This is a genomic window from Croceibacterium soli, from assembly GCF_009828065.1.
GTDB lineage: Bacteria > Pseudomonadota > Alphaproteobacteria > Sphingomonadales > Sphingomonadaceae > Croceibacterium_B > Croceibacterium_B soli.
On sequence record NZ_WTYK01000006.1, the window covers coordinates 85,018 to 108,401 of the forward strand.

At 66.9% G+C, this 23,384-nt stretch carries 27 protein-coding genes, 1 tRNA gene and 1 pseudogene; 11 read left to right on the forward strand and 18 right to left on the reverse strand.

Annotated features, from left to right (window positions below; all coding sequences use genetic code 11):
- Positions 1-8 precede the first annotated feature (8 nt).
- Together GRI75_RS11015 and GRI75_RS11020 are read left to right on the forward strand one after the other, a co-directional pair.
- The gene (locus GRI75_RS11015) at positions 9-773 is read left to right on the forward strand and encodes a competence/damage-inducible protein A (protein ID WP_160747037.1); all 765 of its coding nucleotides are present in this window, start codon (positions 9-11) and stop codon (positions 771-773) included.
- Entirely contained in the window at positions 773-1,678 is a 906-nt protein-coding gene (locus GRI75_RS11020) for a hypothetical protein (RefSeq protein ID WP_160747038.1), read from the forward strand. Before GRI75_RS11015 ends, GRI75_RS11020 begins: the two co-directional genes overlap by 1 nt.
- Positions 1,679-1,919: 241 nt before the next feature.
- On the opposite strand, the gene GRI75_RS11025 is transcribed toward GRI75_RS11020, so the two are convergent.
- The 7 genes from GRI75_RS11025 to secE all read right to left on the reverse strand — a co-directional run bounded on the left by GRI75_RS11025 (position 1,920) and on the right by secE (position 5,836).
- Positions 1,920-2,099 (reverse strand): hypothetical protein, encoded by a 180-nt coding sequence (locus tag GRI75_RS11025; protein ID WP_160747039.1) that lies wholly within the window; start codon positions 2,097-2,099, stop codon positions 1,920-1,922.
- A 68-nt stretch (positions 2,100-2,167) separates the two neighbouring features.
- The gene (locus GRI75_RS11030; RefSeq protein ID WP_160747040.1) at positions 2,168-3,010 is read right to left on the reverse strand and encodes a class III extradiol dioxygenase subunit beta; all 843 of its coding nucleotides are present in this window, start codon (positions 3,008-3,010) and stop codon (positions 2,168-2,170) included.
- The gene (gene ligA / locus GRI75_RS11035; protein ID WP_160747041.1) at positions 3,011-3,412 is read right to left on the reverse strand and encodes a protocatechuate 4,5-dioxygenase subunit alpha; all 402 of its coding nucleotides are present in this window, start codon (positions 3,410-3,412) and stop codon (positions 3,011-3,013) included.
- A 100-nt stretch (positions 3,413-3,512) separates the two neighbouring features.
- Positions 3,513-4,211 carry a 50S ribosomal protein L1 gene (gene rplA, locus GRI75_RS11040; protein ID WP_160747042.1) on the reverse strand — a complete coding sequence of 233 codons (699 nt, stop codon included), beginning with the start codon at positions 4,209-4,211 and terminating at the stop codon, positions 3,513-3,515.
- A 4-nt stretch (positions 4,212-4,215) separates the two neighbouring features.
- Positions 4,216-4,647 (reverse strand): 50S ribosomal protein L11, encoded by a 432-nt coding sequence (rplK, locus tag GRI75_RS11045; protein ID WP_160747043.1) that lies wholly within the window; start codon positions 4,645-4,647, stop codon positions 4,216-4,218.
- 422 nt (positions 4,648-5,069) lie between these two features.
- The gene (gene nusG / locus GRI75_RS11050; RefSeq protein WP_160747044.1) at positions 5,070-5,606 is read right to left on the reverse strand and encodes a transcription termination/antitermination protein NusG; all 537 of its coding nucleotides are present in this window, start codon (positions 5,604-5,606) and stop codon (positions 5,070-5,072) included.
- Between the two features lie 35 nt (positions 5,607-5,641).
- Positions 5,642-5,836, reverse strand: coding sequence for a preprotein translocase subunit SecE (gene secE, locus GRI75_RS11055; protein WP_160747045.1), 195 nt, complete (start codon positions 5,834-5,836; stop codon positions 5,642-5,644).
- A 269-nt stretch (positions 5,837-6,105) separates the two neighbouring features.
- Between secE and GRI75_RS11060 the strand changes: the two genes are divergently transcribed.
- A complete protein-coding gene (locus GRI75_RS11060) occupies positions 6,106-7,626 on the forward strand; it encodes an alanine/glycine:cation symporter family protein (RefSeq protein ID WP_160747046.1) in 1,521 nt (506 codons plus the stop codon).
- Between the two features lie 25 nt (positions 7,627-7,651).
- Here the strand turns inward: GRI75_RS11060 and GRI75_RS14455 are convergent, their stop codons facing one another.
- From GRI75_RS14455 to GRI75_RS11070, 3 genes are all read right to left on the reverse strand, one after another.
- Positions 7,652-7,903 carry a hypothetical protein gene (locus GRI75_RS14455; RefSeq protein ID WP_202389733.1) on the reverse strand — a complete coding sequence of 84 codons (252 nt, stop codon included), beginning with the start codon at positions 7,901-7,903 and terminating at the stop codon, positions 7,652-7,654.
- Positions 7,904-7,956: 53 nt separating this feature from the next.
- Positions 7,957-9,114 (reverse strand): glycosyltransferase family 87 protein, encoded by a 1,158-nt coding sequence (locus tag GRI75_RS11065; RefSeq protein ID WP_160747047.1) that lies wholly within the window; start codon positions 9,112-9,114, stop codon positions 7,957-7,959.
- A 97-nt stretch (positions 9,115-9,211) separates the two neighbouring features.
- Positions 9,212-9,287 (reverse strand) — tRNA-Trp (locus GRI75_RS11070).
- Between the two features lie 79 nt (positions 9,288-9,366).
- Between GRI75_RS11070 and aat the strand changes: the two genes are divergently transcribed.
- Positions 9,367-10,152 carry a leucyl/phenylalanyl-tRNA--protein transferase gene (aat, locus tag GRI75_RS11075; protein ID WP_202389716.1) on the forward strand — a complete coding sequence of 262 codons (786 nt, stop codon included), beginning with the start codon at positions 9,367-9,369 and terminating at the stop codon, positions 10,150-10,152.
- A gap of 35 nt (positions 10,153-10,187) precedes the next feature.
- On the opposite strand, the pseudogene GRI75_RS14770 reads toward aat, so the two are convergent.
- The 4 genes and pseudogenes from GRI75_RS14770 to GRI75_RS11095 all read right to left on the reverse strand — a co-directional run.
- Positions 10,188-10,589: pseudogene (locus GRI75_RS14770) on the reverse strand (DUF2155 domain-containing protein); the annotation flags it as partial.
- 2 nt (positions 10,590-10,591) lie between these two features.
- On the reverse strand, positions 10,592-10,999 hold the full coding sequence (locus GRI75_RS11085; protein ID WP_160747048.1) for an NADH:ubiquinone oxidoreductase subunit NDUFA12: 408 nt from the start codon (positions 10,997-10,999) through the stop codon (positions 10,592-10,594).
- Positions 11,000-11,313: 314 nt separating this feature from the next.
- The gene (locus GRI75_RS11090) at positions 11,314-11,805 is read right to left on the reverse strand and encodes a DUF192 domain-containing protein (RefSeq protein ID WP_235911475.1); all 492 of its coding nucleotides are present in this window, start codon (positions 11,803-11,805) and stop codon (positions 11,314-11,316) included.
- Positions 11,806-11,809: 4 nt separating this feature from the next.
- Positions 11,810-12,292 carry a regulatory protein RecX gene (locus GRI75_RS11095; protein WP_328597974.1) on the reverse strand — a complete coding sequence of 161 codons (483 nt, stop codon included), beginning with the start codon at positions 12,290-12,292 and terminating at the stop codon, positions 11,810-11,812.
- Positions 12,293-12,526: 234 nt separating this feature from the next.
- Between GRI75_RS11095 and GRI75_RS11100 the strand changes: the two genes are divergently transcribed.
- A complete protein-coding gene (locus GRI75_RS11100) occupies positions 12,527-14,263 on the forward strand; it encodes a fatty acyl-AMP ligase (RefSeq protein WP_202389729.1) in 1,737 nt (578 codons plus the stop codon).
- Here the strand turns inward: GRI75_RS11100 and GRI75_RS11105 are convergent.
- The gene (locus GRI75_RS11105) at positions 14,260-14,655 is read right to left on the reverse strand and encodes an MAPEG family protein (protein ID WP_160747051.1); all 396 of its coding nucleotides are present in this window, start codon (positions 14,653-14,655) and stop codon (positions 14,260-14,262) included. The genes GRI75_RS11100 and GRI75_RS11105 overlap by 4 nt on opposite strands.
- A 150-nt stretch (positions 14,656-14,805) precedes the next feature.
- On the opposite strand from GRI75_RS11105, the gene GRI75_RS11110 reads away from it, so the two are divergent.
- Genes GRI75_RS11110 through GRI75_RS11120 form a run of 3 tightly spaced genes read left to right on the forward strand, consistent with a single transcriptional unit; the run spans position 14,806 to position 17,088 of the window.
- Positions 14,806-16,017: a toxic anion resistance protein gene (locus tag GRI75_RS11110; protein WP_160747052.1), complete on the forward strand. Its 1,212-nt coding sequence runs from the start codon at positions 14,806-14,808 to the stop codon at positions 16,015-16,017.
- 13 nt (positions 16,018-16,030) lie between these two features.
- Positions 16,031-16,777, forward strand: a complete 747-nt coding sequence (locus tag GRI75_RS11115) for a hypothetical protein (protein WP_160747053.1) — start codon at positions 16,031-16,033, stop codon at positions 16,775-16,777.
- Positions 16,777-17,088 carry a polyhydroxyalkanoic acid system family protein gene (locus GRI75_RS11120; RefSeq protein WP_160747054.1) on the forward strand — a complete coding sequence of 104 codons (312 nt, stop codon included), beginning with the start codon at positions 16,777-16,779 and terminating at the stop codon, positions 17,086-17,088. Before GRI75_RS11115 ends, GRI75_RS11120 begins: the two co-directional genes overlap by 1 nt.
- Here GRI75_RS11120 and GRI75_RS11125 read toward each other — a convergent pair.
- Positions 17,085-17,525, reverse strand: coding sequence for a DUF2721 domain-containing protein (locus tag GRI75_RS11125; RefSeq protein WP_160747055.1), 441 nt, complete (start codon positions 17,523-17,525; stop codon positions 17,085-17,087). The genes GRI75_RS11120 and GRI75_RS11125 overlap by 4 nt on opposite strands.
- A 132-nt stretch (positions 17,526-17,657) precedes the next feature.
- Here GRI75_RS11125 and GRI75_RS11130 point away from each other — a divergent pair, with 132 nt between their 5' ends.
- The gene (locus tag GRI75_RS11130; protein ID WP_160747056.1) at positions 17,658-18,086 is read left to right on the forward strand and encodes a response regulator; all 429 of its coding nucleotides are present in this window, start codon (positions 17,658-17,660) and stop codon (positions 18,084-18,086) included.
- 207 nt (positions 18,087-18,293) lie between these two features.
- Here GRI75_RS11130 and GRI75_RS11135 read toward each other — a convergent pair whose 3' ends face one another.
- Positions 18,294-19,328 carry a mannose-1-phosphate guanylyltransferase gene (locus GRI75_RS11135; RefSeq protein WP_160747057.1) on the reverse strand — a complete coding sequence of 345 codons (1,035 nt, stop codon included), beginning with the start codon at positions 19,326-19,328 and terminating at the stop codon, positions 18,294-18,296.
- Between the two features lies 1 nt (position 19,329).
- Positions 19,330-20,109: a TonB family protein gene (locus GRI75_RS11140; protein ID WP_328597975.1), complete on the reverse strand. Its 780-nt coding sequence runs from the start codon at positions 20,107-20,109 to the stop codon at positions 19,330-19,332.
- Positions 20,110-20,228: 119 nt separating this feature from the next.
- On the opposite strand from GRI75_RS11140, the gene GRI75_RS11145 reads away from it, so the two are divergent.
- Together GRI75_RS11145 and GRI75_RS11150 are read left to right on the forward strand one after the other, a co-directional pair.
- Positions 20,229-22,181, forward strand: a complete 1,953-nt coding sequence (locus GRI75_RS11145) for an outer membrane protein assembly factor BamB family protein (RefSeq protein ID WP_160747058.1) — start codon at positions 20,229-20,231, stop codon at positions 22,179-22,181.
- A 26-nt stretch (positions 22,182-22,207) separates the two neighbouring features.
- Positions 22,208-23,203 (forward strand): VOC family protein, encoded by a 996-nt coding sequence (locus GRI75_RS11150; RefSeq protein ID WP_160747059.1) that lies wholly within the window; start codon positions 22,208-22,210, stop codon positions 23,201-23,203.
- The last annotated feature ends 181 nt before the right edge of the window (positions 23,204-23,384 follow it).

Here is a 23,384-nt window from a genome sequence, read left to right on the forward strand (position 1 = left end):
GAGGCGGCGTGACATTGGCATCCGAACGCATCTGGACCGCGGCCCTGGTCGTGATCGGCGACGAGATCCTCTCCGGCCGGACGGAAGATCGCAACATTGCCCAGGTCGCGCGCTGGCTGCAGGTCCAGGGCATTCGCCTGATGGAAGTGCGCGTGGTGCCGGACATCGAAGCGCGCATCGTCGAGGCGGTGAACGCGCTGCGGACGGCGCACGACTATCTCTTCACCACCGGCGGCATCGGCCCGACGCATGACGACATCACCGTCGATGCCGTGGCGGCGGCGCTCGGCCGGCCTGTCGTCGTGCACCCCGAAGCGCGGCGCATCCTGGAGGATTACTACGCCAGCCGCGGCGGCCTCAACGAAGCGCGCCTGCGCATGGCCCGCGTGCCTGATGGCGCGGAGCTGATCCCCAACCGCATGTCCGGAGCGCCGGGCATCAAGATCGGCAACGTCCACGTGATGGCGGGCGTGCCGCACATCGCCGCGCAGATGCTCGACGCGCTCACCGGAACGCTCGAAGGCGGCGCGCGGCTGCTGACGGAAACGGTCGGCTGCTGGGTCGCCGAAAGCGAGGTGGCCGACATCCTGCGCGAGGTTGAGAAGGCACACGAGGACTGCCAGATCGGCAGCTATCCGTTCTTCCGCGAAGGGAGGGTCGGCGCCAACTTCGTGATCCGCTCGACCGACGCGGAAGACTTGCGCAGCTGTGTCGACACGCTTTGCGACGCGCTCGGCACGGCCGGGTACGACTTCACACCGGGAGGGATCTGATGGCGAACCGCGGACGTCTACAAGCAGCGCTCGACGAAGTGCTCGACCTGGCCGGCAACGGCGAGGCTGCCGCCGTTCTGGGCCGCGCCCGCTATACCGAGAACGGGCAGGAACTTCCCGTTGGCGAAGGCCTCTGGTCCACGGCGGACAAGCTCGGGCCTTATTGCCACACCATGCTGGACGAAGAGAGCGGCCAGGCGGCCTGCTTCGTTACCTTGACCGAGGGGACATCCCGCTCGATCGCGGCGCTGCGGGTGAGCGCGCCACTGGGCCGGGCCGAAGAGATCGAAGCCGTCGTCGCCCGCCCTGCCCTGTTCGGCGGCGCCGGCGCGTTCGGCGACGGGCCCGATGCGCTCGACAAGAGCGGCGGACCGGACTCGGAATGGCTGAAGGAGATCCACCCGTCGGAGCGAATGGGCCGGGCCGAGCTGGCGGCGATCGCCGACCTCTATTTCGCCGGGCTGGAGCGGAACGACGGCCAGGGCACGTACCCGTTCGCCGACGCTTGCGTGCGGGTCGAGAACGGCTTTCGCACTACGAACGTGCCGCCCGACCCGTCAGCGGGCAAGACGCCTTATGCCGAAGCCTTCCGCGCGCTCTCGGCCAAGCAGCAGTTCGAAACCGGCTACTTCCGGTTCGTCGACCGCATCCGCGATCGCCGCTTCCCGGTGATCGACCCATCGCGGGGAATGGTTTTCAGCCTGGCCTTCTTCGACCATTCGGGCACCGTGCGGGAATACGACCTGGCCGACGGAACGCCGATCCGCTCCGCCGTCGACCGCCCCTTCAGCTGGATGATCGCCGAGGCTTTCCGCATCGAGAACGGCCTCATCACCCGCATCGAGGCGCTGATGACGGAATGCCCCTACGGCATGCGCTCAGGATGGCCCAACCAGGCGCTCTAACCAGACCCGTTCGTCCTGAACCTGTCGAAGGACGGCCGCGCCGCGCCAACGTGGTTCGACAAGCTCACCACGAACGGAGGTGGGGAGGTACAATGATCCGTTCGTCCTGAGCCTTTCGAAGGACGAGAGCGAAGCGCCAGCGTGGTTCGACAAGCTCACCACGAACGGAGGTGGGGAAGTACAAAGATCCGTTCGTCCTGAGCCTGTCGAAGGACGCGAGTGCAACGTCTCGGGGATCGGCTCAGCGCGTCCCCTCCTGCTCCTCTTCGCGAGCGATCTCGTCGCGCACCTCGCGTGCGCCGCGTTCCGCCCGGGCAACGTTGGCGGCGGAGCCGCCCTTGTTGCGGCGAAATGCGTAGATGATGACGCCGATCAGCAGGAGCGGGCCGGCAACGACGGCGAACAGCCACAAGGATTCCATAAGTCGATACCTCCTTTGAGGCACCAACGCCCGAATGGCCCGTTCCTTTCCGCAGGCTCGCGCGAAACTTAGTCCCGCGGCTTCAGAACGATGTGCCCGACTGCCGTATTCGAGGCGGGCACGTGGTAGAAGCGGTGCAGTTCCTCGACCTTTTCGCCGAGCGCCGCGCGCATGACCAGCCACATGATCAGCTCGATCCCCTCGGATCCGGCCTCGCGCAGGAAGTCGAGCCGCGTGATCTTGCGGAGCTCGTCGGTCTGGTCGGTCAGCTTGTCGAGGAAGGAGACGTCGAACTCCGGATTGATCAGTCCGGCGCGCGGCCCCTGGAGCTGGTGGCTCATCCCGCCGGTACCCCAGACCTGCACTTTCAGGTCTTCCGGGAAGGCGGCGACGGCATCGCGGATCGCGGCGCCGAGCTGCCAGCAGCGGTCCGCCGAGGGCGTTGGGAACTGGGTGACGTTGATCGCCAGCGGGATCACGCGCACCGGCCACTGCTCGGGCTGTCCGAACAGCAACGACAACGGCACGGTCAGGCCGTGGTCGACGTCCATGTGGTTCATGATCGTGAGGTCGAATTCGTCGATCACCAGCTGCTCGGCGAGGTGCGCGGCGAGCTCGGTGTGACCGTACACCGTCGGCACCGGGCGCGCGCCCCAGCCTTCGTCGGCCGGCTCGAACTCTTCGGCGAAGCCGAGCGCGAACGTCGGCACGATGTCCAGCATCATGGCCGAGGCGTGATCGTTGTAGACCAGGATCACCACGTCGGGCATCTCGCCCTTGATCCATTCCTTGGCCCATTCGTAGCCGGCGAACACCGGCGCCCAGTATTCCTCCTGGGTCTTGCCGAGATCGATCGCCGCGCCGATCGCCGGCACGTGGCTGGTGGCGATTCCCGCCGTTACGCGAGCCATTTAGTTCTTGTCCCTTATCGAGCGCAGCCCCGCAGGCGGACGCCCGCCCGCGCGCATCATCGCCGCGTATTCGTCCGGCGTCATGTCGGTCATCGAGCCGACCGCGCGCTGCGCGCTCCACCCGTCGGTGTTCGACAGCTTGACCAGGAAGTAGATGTTCCCGCCAAGCTCGATCAGCCGGTTGAAGTCGCGGTCGAGCACGGCCTGCTTCTGCTCGTCGCTCATCCGGAAGCGGTCGAGATAAGCGCGCTCGTCCGCCTTGAAGGCGTTGCGGTTGTCCTTGTCCATCAGGGACATGCAGAACTTGTGCAGGTGATAGGCCTGGCGCGAGCGCGCGGCGGTGAACACGGTGGTGCCGGGAATGTCTTCCAGGTCTTCGAGCGGATAGAGGCGCTGGCGCATGAAGCGGCCTTTCGTTGCGGAGCCGTCGCTAATAGATACGAAAGGGGCCGGGAAGGTTCCCCTCCCGACCCCCTTCTGGTGATCTCCCGGAGTCTAAGGCTTAGGCGCCTTCGACCTCCGCGGTGTCGATCTTCAGGCCCGGGCCCATCGTCGAGGTCAGCGAGACCTTGCGGACGTACTTGCCCTTCGCGCCGCTCGGCCGCGCCTTCACGATTGCGTCGACGAACGCGCTGAAGTTCTGCTTCAGCTGGTCGTCGGTGAACGAGATCTTGCCGATGCCGGAGTGGATGATGCCCTGCTTCTCGACGCGGAACTCGACCTGGCCGCCCTTGGCGTCCTTGACCGCCTGCGCGACGTTCGGCGTGACCGTGCCCAGCTTCGGGTTCGGCATCAGGCCCTTCGGACCCAGCACCTTACCGAGACGGCCGACGACACCCATCATGTCCGGGGTCGCGATGACGCGGTCGTAGTTGAGGTTGCCGGCCTGCATGTCTTCCATCAGGTCCTCGGCACCGACCTTGTCGGCGCCCGCCTTCAGGGCTTCGTCAGCCTTGTCGCCCTTGGCGAACACGGCAACGCGCATTTCCTTGCCGGTACCGGCCGGGAGCGAGACCATGCCGCGGACCATCTGGTCGGCGTGGCGCGGATCGACGCCCAGGTTCAGCGCGACTTCGACGGTCTCGTCGAACTTCTTGCTGGCGACTTCCTTGAGAGCGGCGAGCGCCTCGTCGAAGCCGTACAGCTTTTCGCTGTCGAACTTCTCGGCCAGCATCTTCTGCTTCTTGCTCAGCTTAGCCATCGAATCAGCCCTCCACCACTTCGAGGCCCATCGCGCGAGCGGAGCCTTCGATGATCTTGGTCGCCGCTTCGATGTCGTTGGCGTTCAGATCCTTCATCTTCATTTCGGCGATCTCGGTCAGCTTGGACCGGGCGATCGTGCCGGCGGAAACCTTGCCCGGCTCCTTGGAGCCCGACTTGAGGCCGGCGGCCTTCTTGATCAGGAAGCTGGCCGGGGGAGTCTTGGTGACGAACGTGAAGCTGCGATCCGCGTAGACGGTGATGATGGTCGGAATCGGCATCGCCTTTTCCATCTCCTGCGTGGCGGCATTGAACGCCTTGCAGAATTCCATGATGTTCACGCCGCGCTGACCCAGCGCCGGACCGATCGGCGGCGAGGGGTTTGCAGCGCCTGCCGGCACCTGCAGCTTGATGTAGCCTTCGATTTTCTTGGCCATTGCTGGCCTCCTTTCTCACTGTCGCCCCGGCAAGCCAGGGGCTCATGGTAAGCGGTTCAAGCGGATTGCCCCAAAACTCTCTGGGGCGATCCTCCCGCACGGGTCCCGCGGCCGCGAGGCTTCGGGAAGCGGCGCCCCTAGTCGAAGGGCCACCGGAAATCAACTCGAACGTGACCCGTCACCCACTTGAGCGATGGGGACCGGTTCGCTCAGCCCCCTCATCCGAAGGCGCTGTCGGCACGATGGATGCTGAAGCGAGTTCAGCATGACGGGTGAGGCGGGATGACCGTTCCGACTCTTTTTTCGTCACCCTGAACTTGTTTCAGGGCCCATTTCTCAATCTGCGCCGTCGATACAGGAGGCACGATGGATCCTGACCTTCGTCAGGATGGCGGCTCGGGGCCGTAACACGGCCTAGGCCGTTACTTCGCCAGCTCGACCTGTTCGAAGTCGAGCTCCACCGGCGTCGCGCGGCCGAAGATGGAGACGCTGACCTTGACCTTGCTCTTGTCGAAATCGAGTTCCTCGACCACGCCGTTGAAGCTGGCGAAGGGTCCGTCGAGCACCTTGACGCTGTCGCCGATCTCGTACTCGACGTGGATCTCGCGCTTGGGGGCGAGCTTGGCTTCCTCGACACCGCCGAAGTAGCGCGCGGCTTCGCGCTCGGAGATCGGCTGCGGCTTGGCGCCGGAACCGAGGAAGCCGGTCACCTTCGGGGTGTTCTTGACGAGGTGGTAGACGTCGTCGGTGAGGGTCAGCTTGGCCAGCACGTAGCCCGGCATGAACTTGCGCTCGACCTGGACCTTCTTGCCGCGCTTCACCTCGGTCACGGTCTCGGTCGGCACTTCTACCGCCTCGACAGCTTCCGACAGGCCCAGCCGTTCGGCCTCGGCGATGATCGAATCGCGAACCTTGTTCTCGAAGCCGGAATAGGCGTGGATGATGTACCAGCGGGCCATGTGATTAGCTTTCCCTGTGTCTCGTTGGAGCGGGCTCAGGCGAGAGTCAGAAGCCAGCGCACCGCGGCGCCGAACATAGAATCGATGCCGAGGAAGAACAGCGCGAGGATGGTCATCAGTATGGCGACGAAGATCGCCGTTGTGACGGTTTCCTTGCGCGTGGGCCACACCACTTTCGACCCTTCGGCGCGGATCTGGCGGAAGAACTCGCCCGGGCTGGTCTTGGCCATCGTTGTTGAGCCTCGCGTAAAATCTGACGAACGCCTTTCGCCATAGGACCATCGCCGCCCCGGTCTAGGTCCGGGAGGGGCTGGCTGGCTCCGATGTCGGAAGTCGGTGGCGATGTAGCGACGCCTCCGCGCATTGGCAAGTCCGCGGTTCCGGGGGGCGCAGAAGCGGAAGACTGCGGATGATTGCGGATGAGACTTTCCTGCTGGCGCAGGCGATCCTCCGTCGCTAGCGTGCGCGCCTAGAGGGTACGCCAGAGGGAAAAGCGCACATGGCAGCAGGGGAAGCATGGGTTCAGCCCGTCTCCAACGTCTCGGACTTCATCTGGGCCGGGCAGTGGGAGGGCGCCGAAGTGGTCCCCTTCCCGCCGATGACGATCGTCCTGCTCGGCGTCGGCCTGTGGATGATGATCGGGCTGCGCTTCTACCCGATCGTCAAGCTGATCAGCGCGTTCCGCGGCCTGTTCGCCGGTCGTAAAGGATCCGGCGCCGGCGAGATCTCGCCGTTCGCCGCACTCTCGACCGCCCTCTCGGGCCAGGTCGGCACCGGTAACCTGGCCGGCGTGGCCACTGCCATCGCCCTCGGAGGGCCGGGCGCGGTGTTCTGGATGTGGATCACCGCCTTGTTCGGGATGGCGCTGGCCTTCGCCGAAGGCAGCCTGGCGATCCGCTACCGCGAGAAGACCTCCGACGGCGTCTACCGCGGCGGCCCGATGAGCTACATCATGCTCGGCCTCGGCCCGAAGTGGACCTGGCTGGCGGTCGTCTTCTGCCTCGGCACGCTGTTCTCCGCCCTGGTGACCGGCAACTCGATCCAGTCGAACGAAGTGGCCAGCGGCCTCAACGAGCTGTTCGGTTTCGAGCGCTGGCTGGGCGGGCTCATCGTGGCGCTCGCCGTGTTCGTGGTGATCATCGGCGGCATCAAGTCGATCGGCCGCGTGGCCGAGGCGGTCGTGCCGTTCATGGCCGCCGCCTACGTGGTGATGGCGATCATCGCCCTGATCCTCAACTTCGGCGACCTTCCGGAAACCTTCGGCCGCATCTTCGCCGGTGCCTTCAACACTCAGAGCGCGACCGGCGGCTTCGCCGGAGCGGCGATCATCATGGCGATCCGCGCCGGCGTGGCGCGCGGCCTGTTCTCCAACGAAGCCGGCCAAGGCTCCACCCCGATCGCCCATGCCGTGGCCCAGACCGACGATCCCGAACAACAGGGCCGCATGGCGATGATGGGCACTTTCATCGACACGATCGTGATCTGCTCGATGACCGCTCTCGTCATCCTCACTGTGCAAGGGGATTTCACTCACAACGGGCGCGCGGTCGAGCACGTCTGGCAGTCTGACCTCGGCACCACGGCGATGTCCGGGTTCGTGACCACGTCCGGCGCCTTCGCAGCGGCGTTCCCTTACGAGATCGCCAGCGTTCCGATCGGCACTCTGATCGCCAGCGTCGCGCTGATCCTGTTCGTGTTCACCACCCTGCTCACGTGGTCCTACTATGGCGAACGGGCGATCACCTTCCTCTACGACCGCATCCCTGGGTCGACGCGCGGTGGAGAGAAGGTGCTCCACATGGTCTGGCGGGTGATCTGGTGCATCGCCATCTACGTGGGGGCGACGCAGCCCTCGCAGCTCGTCTGGCGGCTGGGCGACATCTCCAACGCCGCGATGGCGCTGCCGAACCTGCTGGCCCTGGCGCTGCTTTCGGGTGTTGTGTTCAAGCTATCGCGCGGCGATCGCACCGCGGGCAAAGACCACAAGAAGGAAACTCCGGAAGAGCCGGTCGAATACTGACCGGCTCTTCGAAACGCAGCTTCCGTCAGTGCCAGCCGAACAAGCGCGCCAGCAGGCCGGGCTCTTCCATCGGCTGGATCGGCCCGTGCTTCATGTAGCGTAACGATGCGTCCTGATGCGGCCGGGGTTGGATCCAGCCATCAGGGCGGCTGCTGCGAAAGCTCAAGCTCGACATTAGCTGCTCCTCGAACCAAATCCCGTCGTCGCGAACAATGAACGGTTCGCCGATGCGGTTCCGGCTGGAGCGCGCAACTCGTCGCAAAGTGGCAAGCGCCAATGCCGGCGCGAGAGCCGAGGCGAGGAAATCCGCCGGGTTCCCGCCTTTCGGGTTTATTTCTGCTGAGCGCCCGATCGGACCGGAGCGCGCGTCCAGAGCAGCCAGAGCAGCACCCCGGCTGCCAGCGGCATCAGGTTCAGACCCAACGGCAGCGCCACTGCGCGTGTGGCATAGGGCGCGAACCACAGCGCCACCAGTAGCGCCTTCTCCCACGGGCGGAAGCCGTGCCGCAGCCCTTCGCGCACCAGCCACAGGATCGGCAGGATCAGGAACGGCAGGTCGTAGTTGAACAGATAAGGCGATGCGAGCGCGGTGGCTGCGAGCATCACCGAGCCTGTCGCCATGCCGTTCTGCCCGAAGCGCTTCCAGCTGGCCATGACCAAGCCGATCATCGCCAGGGCGAGCACCAGCGCCGCACCGTTTGCGAAGACCTGCCCTGCATGGATCCTGAGCTGGGCGTACAGCGTGCTCATCCGCAGCAGGAAATCGGCATCGGCCTCGCGCATGATGGCCGCGCTGGCGTCCCAGCTATCGGTGTAGGCGAGCATAGTCGCGGTGCCGAACACCAGCCAGCTCAGCGCCAGCAGCCCTGCCGCGCTCGCGCTGGCGGAAGCGAACGCGCGCCACCGGCCACCGGCGGCGAGCCAGAACGGCACCAGCAGGGCGAGATGCGGCTTCACGATCAGCGCGCCGAGCAGGGCGCCGGCCAGCATCGGACGGCGGTCGAGCAGGGCCACGCCGCCGACCAGCAGAGCGCCGGTCACGAAGCCGTTCTGTGCGTGGCCGGCGGCGATCAGCGCCCCGGGGAAGACGATCGCCAGCGGCCAGAGCCGGGGAAAGGCACGAACGGACGCCCAGGCCCAGGCCCCATATGTCACCGCCACCCAGGCGATCCAGGCCAGTGGGAAGGGCAACGCGCCGAACGGCGCCGTCAGGAACAGGAATGGCGGCGGATTGACGAACGCGAACCAGCCGGTGGGCCCCGCCCCGGTCTGCACCCGTTCCTGCCACTGCAGGTCGTAGGCAGCCGAAGGCACCCCTTCCAGAACGGCCCGTGCCGAGCCCCAGAAGGCCAGGAAGTCGCTCCCCTCCGGGCCCATGGCCTCGAGCCAGGACGCGATCAGCAGACCGGCGCTGGCGATGGCCAGCAGCACGGCATAGCCCCGCACCCGGCCTGCATCGAGCCAGCGCGCTTCGCGGATGAAATTCAATGCGCCCGCCGCCATACCCTATCGCCCCCCAGGGGGCGTTCTGCCGCCGGTGGGGCAGCAGCGCCAGCAACGGCGGCGGCGGTGTCGGGGAAAAGACTGGCAGGAGTGGAGGGACTCGAACCCACGGCCCTCGGTTTTGGAGACCGATGCTCTACCAACTGAGCTACACTCCTGCGGGTCGTGCGCGCCTCTAGGCGCAGCATGCGCGCTTGGCAAGGCAGTGGTGGCGGGAATATACTGCATGCACCCGTCATGCACAGCCCTACCGAACCGATCATCCAGCCGGAAACGCTGCTGCTGGCTTACCGCAGCGGGATTTTCCCGATGGCCGACGGGCGTGACGACGGCGAGATTTTCTATGTCGAGCCCCGCCGGCGGGCGATCCTGCCGCTGCAAGGATTCCGCTGCTCGCGGTCGCTGGCCAAGCTGCTGCGGCAGGAGCGCTTCCGGGTGACCTGCAACGCCGATTTCGGCGCGGTGATCGCCGCATGCGCCCAGCCGCGGCCGGACCATCCCGAAACCTGGATCAGCCGCCGGATCGAAGCCAGTTACCGGCGGCTTCACCTGGCGGGCTTCGCCCATTCGATCGAGGTGTGGGACGGGGAGCAGCTGGCCGGCGGCCTCTACGGCGTCGGCTTCGACGGGGTGTTCTGCGGCGAAAGCATGTTCAGCCGGGCCGACAACGCTTCCAAGGTGGCGCTGGCTTGGCTGGTCGCGGCCATGAAGCGCGCGGGGATGAGCCTGCTCGACTGCCAGTTCATGACTGGGCACCTCGCCTCGCTCGGCGCGGTCGAGATCAGCCAGGAGGAATATTGCGCGCTGCTGGCGCGCGCTCAGGCGTCCTCGCCTGCTTCGGGCGCGGCGGCCGGAGCAGGGGCTGGCGCAAGGGCCGGAGCTGCCGCCGGCGAAGGTGCCGCGGCCGGCGCCCTGGTGCGGGCCGGCGCATTGCCGCTGCCCGAAGGGTTCGCGCTGCTTTCCGCAACCGGCGACTCCTCGCCCGGGAAGCTCATCTCGCAGCTCTTGACCCACACGTCGTAGATCGGGTGCTCGACGACGTTTAGGCTGGGCGAGTTCTTGAACAGCCAGCCCGAGAACACGCGCCGCCATTCGGCTGCCCTGTTGGCCGCGGCGCGTTCCTGCACCAGGACCTGAACGAAGGCGCCTTCCTCAGGAACGGTCTCCCAAGGCGCGGTCTTCTCGCACGCCGACAGCCGGACGATGACGTTGCCGATCCGGCGCGTCTCCCCCGGCTTCATCTCCAGGTCCTGCGAGATATTGTTGCGCTTGTTGAGCAGGCCGAGCGTGGCCACCCGTTCCGCCATCGGAGTGCCGATGGAATCCTCGGCAGCGACCGCGGGCGGAACGCTGCGGGCCAAGTCCTCCGGAACCTCGGTCTCGACCGGCTGCGGCTCGGGCGCCTCGTTCTCGCAGGCGGACAGCGCCACCAGGAACGGCAGAAGCGCGGCAGCGCGCATCGTCAGGCGTCCGGCGTCCAGGCTTCGTAGTCGCCCGTGGCCCCGGCTCGCTTGCCGCCGCGCTCGAGCGCGCCTTGCGGGCGGTATGCCCCGGCGGTGCCGGTGGCGTTGGGCGTGTAGTCCGTTTCCCAGATCTTCGGCGGCGGCAGATGGCTCTCGGGCAGTTCGTCGTAAGTGTGATGCAGCCAGCCATGCCATTCGGCCGGAACGCGGCTGGCGTCGTTGGCGCCGTTGTAGATGACCCAGCGGCGCTCCAAGCCCTCGGCCGTGCCGCGGCCCCCCTTCTTCGCGCGGAAGTACTGGTTGCCCAGCCCGTCGGTGCCGACGTGCTCGCCGTTGAGAGCGCTGAACAGCGAAGTGCCGACCGTGGCGCCGTCCCACCAGGTGAAGATCTTGGAGAGGATTCCCATGCCGCGCCGATAAGGCCTGTAGTCAGGACTGGCAATGGTCGTGATCGCCCTCAGGAGCCCGCTGGCAAGGAGCGCCGCGCAGACGCGTAGCATCCGCTACGCGCAAGCAAGCGACGACGTCCAGCGGGCTCCTGAGGGCGACCGCGAAGCGGCGGGCGGAGTTTGGCGCACGGCGGCGTCGCTCGTCGGTCACGAAGGGAAACCATCGCTCCCTCCTCGCTCCTTGCCCTGCGCCAAACTCCGCTCCGTCACGGCCGTTGCCAGTCCTGACTACAGCCCTGAGCCGTTTCCGCCCGCCGGTGGCAAGCGCGCGATCACCAGGTGACGCGCGCGCCCGGCCTGATGCCCAGTTCGGCCGCGCGGCCGCCGTTCAGTTCAAGCACGGCGATGGCCGGCCCGGAGGACGGGATCGGCTCGAGCGTATAAGGCACGGCATTGGCGGCGATATTGGTGATCCGCCCGTCGGGGCCGACGAATATCAGGTCCAGCGGGATCACGGTGTTCTTCATCCAGAAGCTGCGGGCCTGCGGCCGCTCGGTGGGAAACAGCATCCCTTCGTCGGGCCCCATCTCCGTGCGGAACATCAGTCCCCTGCCCTGCTCCGCATCGGTCTTCGCCACTTCGACCCGGAAGCGGTGCTCCTTGCCGTCCTGGCTGATCGTGAGCGGGATTACCTCGAGGCCGGACACAGGGTGGACCGCGGCCGATGGGCTCTCGGCCGCCGGAACGGGCTCTGCCGCCTGCGGCGCGCAGCAGGCGATCGAAGCCGCGAAAAAGGCACCCAGGATCATCGTCGGCCAGCGCATAGGCTCACTGCTCCATCTCGTCCGCCGCCTCGGCGACCCATCGCTCCGCCTCGGCGGGGCTCTTTGCATCGACCATTTCGCGCACGCTGTCGAGCGAATGGCCGGCCCGCAGCATGGCCGCGATCTGCTTTTCCCGTAAGGCCTTGTCGATCGGCCCGGCCGCGAACGGGCCGAAGCGCCGCCGGCGGGCCAGGACCAGGAGAGCCTGGCGCGCGGCCAGTTCGCCGGGGCGGACCTTCTCGCGCAAGCTTTCGTCGATACCCGCCTCGCCGAGCGCCTGGTGCACGCGGCGCGCGCCATAGCCGCGCCGCATCAGGCCGCCCGTCTTCGCGCGGGCGAACACCTCGTCGTCGATATACCCCAACTCGACGTACCTGTGCACGAGCGATGAAATCGGCGGTTCGCCCTCGCCTTCCCAGCCCCGCTCGCGTATCTTGCGCAGCAGATAGCGCTCCAGCTTCGCCGCACTGGTGGAAAACCGAGCCACGTAAGACAGCGCCAATTCCCCTAAACGCACGGAATCAAGCGGCTTTGCAGGCCTCTTGCGCTGCTTGCCGGAGGGGCTATCGTCAATCATCGGCCTTATTCGTGCCACAGTCCGGCAAGATGGGGAAAGGCCGTATGTGGGAGCAGGGGGAGGATTTCGCTCTAAAGGCCCCATTCACCCGCCGCCGCTCAAGCGCCGGCTATGACAGAACAGACGGGTAATACGCACGACCGTATGGAACACGACGCCGCCTCCAAGCCGACGCCGAACCGCTGCGCGCTACCGCGCCGCTTTTCCGACTTCGCCACTTTCGGCGAGGCGCTGGATTATGCCGCGCAAGGTGCGCGCGGGCTGAACTTTCACGATCCGCGCGGCCAGCTGGTCCGCGCCTATCCCTTTGCCGAGCTGCGCGAGGATGCGCTGGCCATGGCGCGCCGGTTCGTCGGCGCAGGCGTGAAGCCCGGGGAGCGGATCGCTCTTGTGGCGCAGACCTGCCCTGAGTTCGCCGCGCTGTTCTGCGGCGCGATCTACGCCGGCGCGCAGCCGGTCCCGCTGCCCTTGCCGACCAGCTTCGGCGGCAAGGACAGCTATATCGACCAGCTTTCGGTGCAGTTGCAGAGCTCGGAGCCGCTCATGCTGCTGTTTCCAAGCGAGATCGCGGAAATGTCCGGCGCTGCCGCCGCGCGCCAGGGCTGCGAAGGCCTGAGCTTCGAGGATTTCGCAGCGCTGCCGGATGACGGCGCCGCGCTGCCCTCCCCCGATCCAGACGACATTTGCTACCTGCAGTATTCCTCCGGCTCGACGCGTTTTCCGCACGGGGTCGCCGTGACGCACCGCGCGCTGCTCAACAACTTGCGCGGGCACGGCATCGGCATGGAGCTGGTGGAGACCGACCGCTGTGTCTCCTGGCTGCCGTGGTACCATGACATGGGCCTGGTCGGCTGCCTGCTCTCGCCGATCGCCAACCAGGTCTCGACCGACTACCTCAAGACCGAGGACTTCGCGCGCCGCCCGCTCGCATGGCTGGACCTGATCAGCCGCAACGAGGGGACGACCCTCTCCTACTCGCCGACGTTCGGCTACGACATTTGCGCGCGCCGCATCTCCAGCCAGTCGCCCGTAGGCGAACGCTTCGACCTGTCGCGCTGGCGGCTTGCCGGCAACGGCGCCGACATGATCCGCCCCGACGTGATGCAGAACTTCGTCAACGCCTTCGCCGACGCCGGCTTCAAGGCCAGCGCGTTCCTGCCGAGCTACGGCCTGGCCGAAGCGACGCTGGCGGTCACCCTGATGCCCCCGGGCGAAGGCATTCGCGTGGAACTGGTGGAGGAAGAGCGCCTTTCCGGCAGCCCGCGCGATCTCAGCCGCCCGGCCCGTTACCGCGCCATCGTCAATTGCGGCAAGCCGGTGCTCGACATGGAAGTCGAGATCCGCGGCGAAGACGGCCACCGGCGCGGCGACCACATCATCGGCAAAGTCTGGTGCAAGGGGCCGAGCGTGATGCATTCCTACTACCGCGACCCGGAGGCGACCGCCGCCTGCCTGGTCGACGGGTGGCTCGACACCGGCGACATGGGCTACATGGCCGAGGGATACCTGTTCATCGTCGGCCGGGCGAAGGACATGATCATCATCAACGGCAAGAACCACTGGCCGCAGGATATCGAGTGGGCCGTGGAGCAGCTACCCGGGTTCCACCAGGGCGACATCGCCGCCTTCTCGGTCGAAACCGAGAACGGCGAGGAAGTGCCCGCGGTGCTGGTCCATTGCCGCGTGTCCGATCCGGAAGAGCGGCTGCGGCTGCACAATCAGATCCGGGAAAAGGTCCGCTCGATCACCGGCATGAATTGCCTGGTCGAGCTGGTCCCGCCGCGCACGCTGCCGCGCACCAGCTCGGGCAAGCTGTCGCGGGCGAAGGCCAAGAAGCTCTACCTTTCGGGTGAGATCGAGCCGTTCAAGCTGGCGGCTTAGCCGAAGATCAGGATCGCCAGCACGACAAGTATCGCCACCGTGGCGATAGCCCACGCCAGGCTCCGCCAGCCCTTTACGCCCGACCAGTAGAGCGGCAGGTAGATCGCCCGGCCGGCGAGCCAGATCCACGCGCAAGCCGCCGTCAACTCGCTCGCCTTGCCAGTCAGCACGACGCCGAACAGCGCGATGATCGCGATGGGCAGGGTCTCGAGGAAGTTGTCGCGCGCCCGTTCGAGCCTGCCGACCACCGGGTCCGGCGGCGGCATCTCGCCGTCGCGCGCGCCCATGTTCCAGCCGAGCCCGTACTGCTTCGTCTTGAAGCGGATTGCGAGCTGGATGTGCGCCACCAGCAGAACCGCGGCGAGCGCCAGGACGAGGATTTCGGCTTCCATCGATCGTCTCCTGCTGGTCCATGGCTTAACCGCTGGCGCCCCTATGCAAAAGCGCTTTGTCCCTGGAACCGCTGCAGTCATACTGCGGCGCTTGAAACACGTGTCTTGCGCCACTAATACAGTGGAAGTCCTACGGGAGTTACCGAGAGCATGGCCGAAACCGCACCCACGACGACCAAGAGCGCGACGGATCTGAACCTCACCCCGCCCGATCCCGTGCCCCACGTAGCGCCGGAGAAGGCTGCGGGGCTGGTGCCGGTGGATGAGGAGAAGCGCTCCAAGCTGGACGAGAAGGTCGATGGCTTCGTCAGCGAACTCGTGGCGCTAGACGCCAACTCGCCTGACTTCGGCAAGAAGGTCGATCAGATCACCAACATGGGCCGCAAGGAAATCGCGGCGGCCGCGCAGATGTCGAACCGCTTCCTCGACCGGCCCGTGCGGGCAATGGACCAGGAATCCGGAGTCGGCACCAACCTGGCCGAGCTGCGCCGCACGGTGGAAGAGCTCGACCCCGGCCGTCAGGGCAAGCTCTCCTCCGGCCGCAAGCTGCTCGGCATCATCCCGTTTGGCAACCGGCTGAAGCGGTACTTCGACAGCTACACTTCGGCCCAGGGCCACATCCAGGCGATCCTCGCGCGCCTCGCCAGCGGCAAGGACGAGCTGCTGATGGACAACGCCGCGATCGACGTGGAGCGGCAGAAGCTGTGGGAGGCGATGGGCAATCTGGAGCAGATGATCCACATCGCCAAGACGCTCGACCAGAAGCTGGAGGACACGGCGGCCGATCTCGACGCGACCGATCCGGCAAAAGCCAAGGCGATCCGCGAAAGCGCGCTGTTCTACGTGCGCCAACGGACGCAGGATCTCTACACCCAGATGGCGGTCAGCGTGCAGGGCTACCTGGCGCTGGACCTGGTGAAGAAGAACAACGTCGAGCTGGTGAAAGGCGTCGATCGCGCGAGCACGACCACGGTCGGCGCGCTGCGCACTGCCGTGACCGTAGCCCAGGCGATGACCAACCAGCGGCTCGTGCTGCAGCAGGTCACCGCGCTCAACCAGACCACCGCCGACATCATCGATTCGACGGGCAACCTGCTGCGCGAGCAGACCGGCAAGATCCACGAGCAGGCGGCCTCGAGCACGATCCCGCTGGAGACGCTGCAGCGCGCCTTCCAGAACATCTACGACACGATGGACGAGGTCGACGAGTTCAAGGTCAAGGCTCTCGCCAGCATGAAGCAGACGGTCGAGACCCTGTCCGACGAAGTCGAGAAGTCGAAAGGCTATATCGCCCGTGCCGAGGGTCAGAACCAGGCGGCCAGGGCGGCCAGCGAGCCCTCGCTGCTGAGCCTGGAAGCGTGAGCCGGACGAACTGATGGCCGGCGAATCCCACCAGCACCAGCAGATCATGGCTCAGGCGCAGCGGTCGCTCGCCGATCAGCGCGCCGGTGGCCGCCGCCGTTCGGGTTCGATCGGGCGCGGTTCGGCCGAGCTCCGTCGCAGGAACTTGATGACCCGGATCAAGCTGATCACGGGGGCGATCGCGGCGATCGTGCTGGCGGCGATCGTGGCCGGGATCGTCATCGACGGGATCGGCTTCACCGGGATCATGATCGCCTTCCTGGCGGTCGTCGCGGCCACGTTCCTGTTTTCCAACTACCCGAAGGTGAAAGTCCCCCGGCGCGCCGATCTCAACACCGGCGACGTTCGCAACATGGTCGCGCGGACGGAGCTGTGGCTCGAACACCAGCGTCCGGCCCTGCCCCCACCGGCGGTCACCCTGGTGGACAAGATCGGCACCCAGCTCGATGCTCTCGGGCTGCAGCTGGAGCTGGTCGATCCGGTGCATCCGGCGGCCCAGGAAACCCGCAAGCTGGTCGGCGAGCACCTGCCGGAGATGGTCGACGCCTATCGCCGCATCCCCGCCCATCTGCGGAAGGAAAAGCGCGTCGGCGCGACACCGGACGAGCAGCTGGTCGAAAGCCTCGGCAAGATCAGCGGCGAGATCGACGCGGTGACACGTCAACTCGCCGACGGCGCGCTCGACGACCTGGCGATCCGCACCCGCTACCTCGATTACCGCTACGGCGCAGCCGAAGAACCCGGACCGGAGAAGACCTGATGCGCGTGGCCATTCCGCACGACCTCGACCGGGAAACGGTTCGCCAGCGCCTCCGCTCGCGCAGCCACGAAATCGCCGATCACATCCCCGGCGGAATGGCCCAGGTCGAGACCGCCTGGCGCAGCGAAGACGTCATGACCATGAGCGTGCGCACGCTCGGCCAGGAACTGCGCGGCGACATCGAGATCGAAGAGGGGCAGCTCGTCTTCAACATGATCCTGCCGCCGGCGCTCGGCTTCCTCCAGCCGGTCCTGGAGAGCGCGATCAGGCAGCAGGGCCAGAAGCTGATCGCGCCTCCCGGCGCCGCCTAAAGCTTGCGCCCGAGTTCCAGGAACGTTTCCGGGATCCTCAGCACCGCGGTCGCCTCGCGCGTCTCGCGCAGGAAGTGCAGCAGCGAGGCCATCAGCAGCGACAGCGCGGCGATGAACACCGCCGCGACGAACGGCCGCAGGTTGATCGCGGCGAACTCCTCCACGAACAGCAGGACGACCACGATGCCGATGCCCAAGGCGGCCAGCACCATCAGCAGGATCGCCCGGCCGATCAGGTGGATGCGCCGGTCGACCAGGCGGATCTCGCGCACGATCTCGTCGTGCTCCGTCCCCGAAGTCGTGGCGTAACGTTCCTGCAACAGCCGTGAACGGTCGACGACTCTGCCGAGACGCGTCGACAGCAGGTTCATGATATTGCCGATCGCCACCAGCACGAACACGGGCGTGAGCGCGAGCTGGATGGTCTGGGCGATCATGGCGTAGTCCTCCGGCTGGTGTGGAAAGTTCGTAAGTCTGTGGAACGAAACGAGGTCTTGTCGATTTGGACCCGGACGGTGAACTGCGATAACCGCAGATCCGCCGTGTCGCAATCAGGGGGATGCGCCATCTTGAACAACGATCTGGGTGACCCGGCCAGGGCGGTTCCGACAGGTGCCGATGCCGCGCCCAATCCGGTGCGGCGCGTGCTGCTGGTGGAAGACAGCATGCTCATCGCCCTTGATGCGGAAGAGACGCTGATTCAAGGCGGCATCGACGATGTCGCCGTGGCCGGCAACGTCGCCGCCGCGCTTGCGCAAATCGAGAAGCAGATGCCCGATTTCGCGCTGCTCGACTTCAACCTCGGCAACGAGACGAGCGAAGCCGTGGCCGAAGTGCTGACGAACGCCGGCGTCCCCTACTGCTATGCCACCGGCTACGGCGACGCGCTGGAACGCATGTCGCTCGCCCCGCCCTGCGGCGTGCTGACGAAGCCTTACAGCAAGGACGACATCATGCGCGCAGTCGCTCGCGCCGCGGAGCTTATCAGCAAAAGCTAGGATAGATCCTCTTCTGCAAGGCTGAATGTGGATGTGGGCTGCCGGTGCGCGCGAGTCGGCGCCTGCGCACGGCTGCCGCATGGGCCCTGAAACGAGTTCAGGGTGACGATGGGGGTAGGGGCAGGCCTCGAAAATCTCGTCATCCTGAACTTGTTTCAGGATCCATCTCGCCCCAGGCGCAATTTCCGCTGGGGCGAGCGGAGGCCGCTACTGGTTCGCCGCGCCGCCGAGCTTGCCGACTTTCTGCGCCCCTTCCATCGAGGTCACCAGGACCTCGTCGCCGTCGACGACGATCGCCACGTCCTGGAGGCCGATGACCGACACGCGCGGCCCGTCGCTGTCGACCAGGACACCGCGGCAATCGACCAGCTCGGCGCGGCCGCGGACGGAGTTGCCGTCGTGGTCGCCGTCGGTGGCATCGCGCAGGGCGGCCCAGCTGCCGATGTCCGACCAGCCCATCGAAGCCGGCACCATCGCCGCCCGGCCGGTCTGCTCCATTACCGCATAGTCGACCGACTCGCTCACGATCGCGGCGAACGCGGCGGCATCGGGGTGGAACCGCGCGCCGTCCTCCCGGCCCCCCGCAACGGCGGCCTGCACCGCTGCGGCGAGCGCCGGCCGGTGGCGGGCAAGTTCTTCGAGGAAATTGCCCGCGCGAAAGGCGAAGATGCCGCCGTTCCAGCTGTAGTTGCCGTCGGCCAGGAACTGGCGCGCGCGGTCGAGGTCGGGCTTCTCGACGAAGCTCTCCACGCGATACCCGCCCTGCAGCGCTTCGCCGCGCCTGATGTAGCCATAGCCGGTCTCCGGCGCCGTCGCGGTAATGCCGAAAGCCACCAGCCAGTCCTCGGCGGCGAGCCGGGCGGCGGCGGCCGCGGCGGCGCGGAAGGCCTGCTCGTCGGCAATATGGTGATCGCTCGGGCAGACCAGCATGACCGCGTCCTGCGGCAGCCGTGCTGCGGCGAGAGCGATCGCCGCGGCGGTGTTCTTCGCCTGCGGCTCCACAATCACGGTGGCTCCCGGCGCGGCCTTGCTCTGGTCCTCGACATGCTCGAGGTGGTCCGTGCCGGTCACGACTACCGGCGGCGCGAACTGCGCGGCATCAGCGCAGCGGCCAAGCGTCGCCTCGAACATCGTGCGCTCCCCGATCAGCGGCAGGAACGGCTTCGGCTTGGTCTTGCGGCTGCGGGGCCAGAGCCGGGTGCCGCTGCCGCCGCAAAGAATCACGGGTACGATCTTGCTCATGTCATTCCCTTCGAAAGAAATCCTGCCGCCAGCCATAAGTCGCCGGCACCGGGTTTCCGTTCGCGTCCGTCGCCGGTCTAAAGCGGAAACGCTCGACGGCAAGCTGGCACACGAGCCGGTCGGCGGCGGGGTCGTTGCTTGGCTTCGCGACACGACAGTTCGTCGCCCGGCCATCGGTTCCCACGGTCATCGCCACGATCACCGACTGCCCTATGCGGCTCTCCCGGCCGCCGGGCGGCACCGGGAAATCGTCGATGTCGCTGTCATCGATATTGCCCGCGATCTTCACCGGCGGGGCGGCCGGGACCCCGCCGCCGGTGCCGCTGCCGGAGCGGCCGCTGCCGGTGCCCTCCCCCTCGCCGCCGGCGCCGCTGCCTTGCCCCCGCTCGGCCGCGCCCGAGGTGTTGGCCGTGCCTGTGGACCGCACGCGCGGGGCGGGCAGGGTCACGGGGCGCGGCACAGGGGGCGCGGTCACCTCGCGCGGCGTGGCCCGGCGGCCTTGCTCGCCGGCCGCGCCTTCGTGCGGCGCCGGATCGGCGCGCGGCTCCGGCGGAGGCGGCGGCGGTGTGAAGACGGTAACCGTGACCAGCGAGGCCGCCTGCTCGGCCACGGCCCGCGGCAGATCGGGCGCGAAGGCGCGCACCAGTCCGGCCAGTACCGCCACGTGAAGCAGGCCGACGAGCAGGAGCGTCCCCCACTTCGGCCGATGCTTCCGCTCGGTAAAACTCGCGGCATCCCGCAATGGCAATCCCCAGCCCTGTCCGAGTTGTTGAACGATCACACGCCGCAACGGGTCCCACTGCGATAATGGTTCATTCAAAAACCATTAGCTTATGAACTATCTTGCGTCATGGGCGCGAGGCAGCTAGCGTACGGCACATTGCGGAGGGAGAAACACGCATGCGACGAAGCCGCCTCACCACGATCCTGACCGCGCTGGTGCTGCCCGCCGCCGCACTTGCGCAAGGGGGCGGGGAAACGCCTGCGCCGGGCGACTGGCCACGTTACGCGCGCGACCTGGGCGGTACGCGCTTCTCCCCGCTGGACGAGATCGACACCGGCAACGTGGCGCAGCTCGAGCAGGCCTGGAGCTACCGCCTGCGGCCGGACGGCGGAGCGGGCCTGCTCGGCGGCACGGTGCCGATCGTGATCGACGGTGTGATGTACACCCCTCTGGGCAACGCGGTGGTGGCTCTCGAGGCGCACACCGGCAAGGAGCTGTGGCGGCACCCGGTGCAGGGCGGGCTCGTGCGCAGGGCGGTGAGCTACTGGCCCGGTGACGGTACGATCGGGCCGCGCCTGTTCTACTCGATCGGTTCCGCGCTTGTCGCGCTCGACCCTGCGACCGGCGCGCTCGACACGTCCTTCGCCGGAGACGGCAGCGCCGAGATCGAGGGCACGCCTTACGGCTACCCGCCGACGATCTTCGGCAACGTCATGATGATTGGCGCCAGCAACGCCGAAATGCCGCGCGGCCCCGCCGGCAACACCCGCGCCTACGACGCGCGCACCGGCAAGAAGCTGTGGGAGTTCAACTCCGTCGCCCAGCCGGGCGAAGTCGGCCACGAGACCTGGCTGGACGACGGCTGGAAGGACCGTTCCGGCACCAACATGTGGATATGGTACACCACCGCCGATCCCGCGACCGACACGCTTTACATGACCATCGGCAGCCCTTCGCCGAACTACTATGGCGGCGACCGGCCCGGCGCCAACCTGTTCGGCAACTCGCTGGTCGCGGTCGACGCGCAGACCGGCAAGTACAAGTGGCACTTCCAGACGATCCACCACGACTTGTGGGACTGGGACCTGCCGGCCCCGCCGGTGCTGTTCGACGTCACGGTGGAGGGCAAGCGCGTCCCCGCCCTCGCCCTGACCGGCAAGCCCGGCCTGATGTACATCCTCAACCGGGAAACCGGCGAACCGGTCCACGGCGTCAACGAGCACTTCGTCGCTAGCGCGGACGTGCCGGGCGAATGGTACTCGCCGACCCAGCCGATACCGGTGAAGCCCGCGCCGCTCTCCCGCATGCACTGGAACCCGGAGGACATCGTGTCGGCGCAGGACACCACGCCGGAACATGCCGCCGCCTGCCGCGCCTTGCTGGACAGCTACGGCGGCACGTTCTTCAACGCCGGCCCGTTCACGCCGTTCTTCCTGCACGAGCCCGGCGATCCCCCGCGGGCGTCGATCAACCTGCCGCACAACGGCGGGTCCAACTGGGGCGGCAGCGCGGTGGACCCCGCCAGGGGCATCGTCTTCGTCAACACCAGCGAAAGCGGCAGCATCGGCTGGATCGAGAAGCGCGATCCGAAGGGCGACTACGGCCGCGGCACGGCGGACTCGAACCAGCTTTACGATCGCGGCAGCCTGGTCGGGCCGGGCGCATACTCGTCGTTCTCGGCCAGCTTCAAGACGGAGGATGGGCGCACCGTCAACTTGCCCTGCATCCGCCCGCCATGGGGGCGCCTGCATGCCGTCGACGGCAACACCGGCGAGATCCTCTGGTCGAAGCGCCTCGGCATCACCGAGGACTTGCCCGAAGGGAAGCAGGAGACCGGCGCCAACAACACCTTCGGCGGCCCGATCGTCACCGCCGGCGGGCTGGTCTTCATCGGCGCCACCTCCGATCGCCGCTTGCGCGCGTTCGACGCGGCGAGCGGCGAGATCCTGTGGCAGAAAGAGCTCGAATACGCGCCGATGACCGTGCCGATCACCTATCGCGGCAAGGACGGGAAGCAGTATGTTGCGGTGCTCGCTTCGGGCTCTTCGTTCGCCGGACCGCCCCCGCGCGGACCGGACGGCAAGCCGCTGAACAACGAATCGCTGGTAGCGTTCGCGCTGCCCGAATGAAGGCCGCAGGCATGGGAGAGAGACATATGGGACGCTTCGCTACAATCGCGGTCGGCGCCGCCAGCATCGCGCTGGCGAGCTGCGCCGCCGCCCAATCGAACACTGTCACCACGCCCGAAGGGGCTGTGATGCAGGTGAACAGCGATCTCGCTTACAAGCCCGGTGAGCTGACGCAGGAGCAGCTCACGAGCTCCACCCGCGATCTGTTCGCGCAGGATTCGATGAACGTGTTCCGGCGCTTCCCGCGCGGAATGACGGAGCAGATGATCGCGTTCTATACCGAGGCGCTGGCGCTCCGGTCGCTGAGCCCGATCCAGCTCACGTCCTCGCAGCAGATGATCCTGACCGGCGTGGGTAGCGGCCAGATCAAGCTTTCGGCCGGCCAGCAGGGCAACCGCAAGTACAACATGGAAGGCGGGGTCAAGGGCGGCACCGGCATCCGGTTCTTCACACTGACTTATCCCGACAAAGCGACCGTGGCAGCACGGTTCACCGCCGCCGGCCTCCCCGCACCGCAGTTCGTCGCCCAGGGCGACGGCACCGAGGCGGCGCTAGTGACCGATCCCGGCGGCTTCCCGATCCAGATCGTCGTCAAGCCGGGCGCGAAGGACGGTTCCAACGACGGTGTGGGCGTCGGCATCAACGCTTCGAACCTGGAGGAGAGCCGCGCGTTCTACCGCGAGTTCGTGGGCCTGGACGAACTTCCGCCGGTGACCGACAAGCTGCTCGGGATCACCAAGTACCCCTACCGCCACGGTGAGACGACGATCTACCTCTACGACACGGGCGACAACCTGCCGGCCGACAACGGCAGCGCGGGGATCCAATATGTGGTGAGCGATGCGCCTTTGGCCGATGCGAAGGCGAAAGCGCGCGGGATCGCGGTGGAGACCCCGCTCAACAAGCTCGGAGGGTTCGACCTGATCACCGTCTGGCTCAACGATCCGGACGGGGTGACCAATTACTTCGCGCAAGTCGGGCCGAACAGCCGCACGGCACAGGCCCGTCGTTCCGGGAACTGAAATGACCAAATCCTCCCCCTCTGAGGAGGATTTGCGCAAACCAAAATCCTCCCCCTCTGGGGGAGGTGGCATCGCGTAGCGATGACGGGGGGGGGGCGCGGCCTGGCTCAACCGTTCCTCCAGGCCAGCCCCCTCCACCGTCTTCGACGGTCCCCCTCCCCCAGAGGGGGAGGATTTAAGA

What these genes read in the sequence shown, in the direction of transcription:
- GRI75_RS11150 (WP_160747059.1), top strand. Translation starts at nt 22,208, where the DNA reads ATGGGACGCTTCGCTACAATCGCGGTCGGCGCCGCCAGCATCGCGCTG.
- GRI75_RS11145 (WP_160747058.1), top strand. Translation starts at nt 20,229, where the DNA reads ATGCGACGAAGCCGCCTCACCACGATCCTGACCGCGCTGGTGCTGCCC.
- GRI75_RS11125 (WP_160747055.1), bottom strand. Translation starts at nt 17,525, where the DNA reads ATGATCGCCCAGACCATCCAGCTCGCGCTCACGCCCGTGTTCGTGCTG.
- GRI75_RS11020 (WP_160747038.1), top strand. Translation starts at nt 773, where the DNA reads ATGGCGAACCGCGGACGTCTACAAGCAGCGCTCGACGAAGTGCTCGAC.
- rplK (WP_160747043.1), bottom strand. Translation starts at nt 4,647, where the DNA reads ATGGCCAAGAAAATCGAAGGCTACATCAAGCTGCAGGTGCCGGCAGGC.
- rplA (WP_160747042.1), bottom strand. Translation starts at nt 4,211, where the DNA reads ATGGCTAAGCTGAGCAAGAAGCAGAAGATGCTGGCCGAGAAGTTCGAC.
- GRI75_RS11090 (WP_235911475.1), bottom strand. Translation starts at nt 11,805, where the DNA reads ATGCGCTGGCCGACGATGATCCTGGGTGCCTTTTTCGCGGCTTCGATC.
- ligA (WP_160747041.1), bottom strand. Translation starts at nt 3,412, where the DNA reads ATGCGCCAGCGCCTCTATCCGCTCGAAGACCTGGAAGACATTCCCGGC.
- GRI75_RS11100 (WP_202389729.1), top strand. Translation starts at nt 12,527, where the DNA reads ATGGAACACGACGCCGCCTCCAAGCCGACGCCGAACCGCTGCGCGCTA.
- GRI75_RS11110 (WP_160747052.1), top strand. Translation starts at nt 14,806, where the DNA reads ATGGCCGAAACCGCACCCACGACGACCAAGAGCGCGACGGATCTGAAC.
- GRI75_RS11120 (WP_160747054.1), top strand. Translation starts at nt 16,777, where the DNA reads ATGCGCGTGGCCATTCCGCACGACCTCGACCGGGAAACGGTTCGCCAG.
- GRI75_RS11060 (WP_160747046.1), top strand. Translation starts at nt 6,106, where the DNA reads ATGGCAGCAGGGGAAGCATGGGTTCAGCCCGTCTCCAACGTCTCGGAC.
- GRI75_RS11115 (WP_160747053.1), top strand. Translation starts at nt 16,031, where the DNA reads ATGGCCGGCGAATCCCACCAGCACCAGCAGATCATGGCTCAGGCGCAG.
- nusG (WP_160747044.1), bottom strand. Translation starts at nt 5,606, where the DNA reads ATGGCCCGCTGGTACATCATCCACGCCTATTCCGGCTTCGAGAACAAG.
- secE (WP_160747045.1), bottom strand. Translation starts at nt 5,836, where the DNA reads ATGGCCAAGACCAGCCCGGGCGAGTTCTTCCGCCAGATCCGCGCCGAA.
- GRI75_RS11030 (WP_160747040.1), bottom strand. Translation starts at nt 3,010, where the DNA reads ATGGCTCGCGTAACGGCGGGAATCGCCACCAGCCACGTGCCGGCGATC.
- GRI75_RS11105 (WP_160747051.1), bottom strand. Translation starts at nt 14,655, where the DNA reads ATGGAAGCCGAAATCCTCGTCCTGGCGCTCGCCGCGGTTCTGCTGGTG.
- GRI75_RS11085 (WP_160747048.1), bottom strand. Translation starts at nt 10,999, where the DNA reads ATGGGAATCCTCTCCAAGATCTTCACCTGGTGGGACGGCGCCACGGTC.
- GRI75_RS11025 (WP_160747039.1), bottom strand. Translation starts at nt 2,099, where the DNA reads ATGGAATCCTTGTGGCTGTTCGCCGTCGTTGCCGGCCCGCTCCTGCTG.
- aat (WP_202389716.1), top strand. Translation starts at nt 9,367, where the DNA reads ATGCACAGCCCTACCGAACCGATCATCCAGCCGGAAACGCTGCTGCTG.
- GRI75_RS11135 (WP_160747057.1), bottom strand. Translation starts at nt 19,328, where the DNA reads ATGAGCAAGATCGTACCCGTGATTCTTTGCGGCGGCAGCGGCACCCGG.